General features: G+C 31.3%; 4 protein-coding genes. All 4 read left to right on the plus strand.

Features of this window, described 5'->3' with window-relative positions; translation table 11 throughout:
* Positions 1–197 (plus strand): hypothetical protein (locus ACWPW7_RS23325; protein ID WP_454055638.1); only part of this gene is annotated, 197 nt, incomplete at its 5' end.
* Positions 197–331 carry an XkdX family protein gene (locus ACWPW7_RS23330; protein WP_454055639.1) on the plus strand — a complete coding sequence of 45 codons (135 nt, stop codon included), beginning with the start codon at positions 197–199 and terminating at the stop codon, positions 329–331. The genes ACWPW7_RS23325 and ACWPW7_RS23330, both read left to right, overlap by 1 nt.
* Positions 332–393: 62 nt before the next feature.
* Positions 394–813, plus strand: coding sequence for a phage holin family protein (locus ACWPW7_RS23335; protein WP_454055640.1), 420 nt, complete (start codon positions 394–396; stop codon positions 811–813).
* Positions 814–815: 2 nt separating this feature from the next.
* Positions 816–1,553, plus strand: a complete 738-nt coding sequence (locus tag ACWPW7_RS23340; RefSeq protein ID WP_454055641.1) for an N-acetylmuramoyl-L-alanine amidase — start codon at positions 816–818, stop codon at positions 1,551–1,553.
* Positions 1,554–1,704: the final 151 nt, after the last annotated feature.

Here is a 1,704-nt window from a genome sequence, read left to right on the forward strand (position 1 = left end):
GTAAAGATGAAGAATTTGAATATTGGCTAGATGTGATTAAAAAGACTTATGGCAAACATGGGGAAGTTACTTATTCATACGAAAAAGATAGACCCACTACAGAAGATGTATTAATAAAGATGGTTAATGCATTAGCTATAGAAAATAAAAAGAAGGATGCTATTATAGCACAATTAGTGAACGGAGGAAGTAAGTAATGTTTGATTTTTATGAATTAGCATATACTGGCGGACATTTAACTTTAGAGGACTTAAAGGAAGCAACAAAGTGGGGGTTAATAACACCAGAAGAGTTTAAACTTATAACAGGTCAAGAATATAGCATAGAATAATATAAAGGCAAAGAAACAGACTGTAACAGGTCTTTTTTTATTGCCTATAAGAGAGGTGTAACATGGAGAAAGAAAACTTAATAAAAACAATAGTAGCAAGTATAGGAACAGGGCTTACATGGTTCTTTGGAACTTGGGATTTAGCATTACAGATATTAATTACTTTAATGGCTTTAGATTATGCTACTGGTTGGATGAGAGGATACTTAAATAAAGAATTATCCAGCGAGGTAGGGCTTAAAGGTATTGCTAGAAAAGGCGTTATATTTGTAGTATTAATAGTTGCTGTTTCGTTAGATAGATTATTGAATGTTGATAAATGGATATTTAGAACCCTTGTTTGTTATTTTTATATAGCAAATGAGGGTTTGTCTATTTTAGAAAATTGTGGTTCACTAGGATTGCCAATACCACAGAAGATGAAAGAAGCATTATTACAACTTAAAGAAGGTAATAAAAAAGAAATCAGAAAGGAGGAATAAAGTTGAGAATAGGTATAGATTATGGACACACTTTAAAAGGCTATGATACTGGAGCGATGGGTAATGGACTTAAAGAACAGGATATTACAAGAGAAGTAGGGAAAATAGTTACCTTCAAATTAAGAGCTTTAGGACACACAGTTATAGAATGCGCAATAGATAGTGCTAATAGTGTAAATGAAAGCTTATCTTATAGAGTAAATAAGGTTAATTCTAATAATGTAGATTTATTTATATCCATACATGTAAATGCAGGAGGAGGACAAGGAACAGAAATATATACCTATAATAAGGATATTTTTACAGAGGCACAGGAAACTTTAAAGACTATAACAGCTTTAGGCTTTAATAATAGAGGAATTAAAGACGGTAGCAATTTATATGTAATAAGAAATACAAAAGCTAAAGCAATGTTAATAGAGTTATTCTTTATAGATAGTGCAGATGTGGAGTTATATAAAAAAGTAGGTTCAGAAAGATTAGCTAATGCAATTGTAGAAGGAATTACAGGTAAGCCTATGCCTAATAACGATTGGTACTCTTTAGATGGTAAAACTGGCATAGTAACTGCCAAAGACGGTTTAAATGTAAGAGAAGGTAAAAGCACAAGTTCCAAAATACTAGGAGGTTTACAACATGGAGAAAAAGTAAGGCTTTATAGAAAAGAGAATGATTGGATACACATTTATTATGGATCACATGGTGGTTATGTACATGGTGATTATATAGATATATTGTAGTGGAAGGTAGCTTCTAGGGTAAAACTTAGGAGCTACCTTTTTTATTTGTCGAAAAATTCTTTTTATCTTGCATTGACTATTGGTTACGAATACTATATAGTTATGTTATAAGCAGAAAGGAAGATTTGCATGGATAAAAGAACTTTAAAAA

The organism is Clostridium sp. Marseille-Q7071 (genome assembly GCF_965112025.1).

Coding starts and splice junctions, on each gene's coding strand:
- ACWPW7_RS23330 (WP_454055639.1), top strand. CDS start 197: ATGTTTGATTTTTATGAATTAGCATATACTGGCGGACATTTAACTTTA.
- ACWPW7_RS23335 (WP_454055640.1), top strand. CDS start 394: ATGGAGAAAGAAAACTTAATAAAAACAATAGTAGCAAGTATAGGAACA.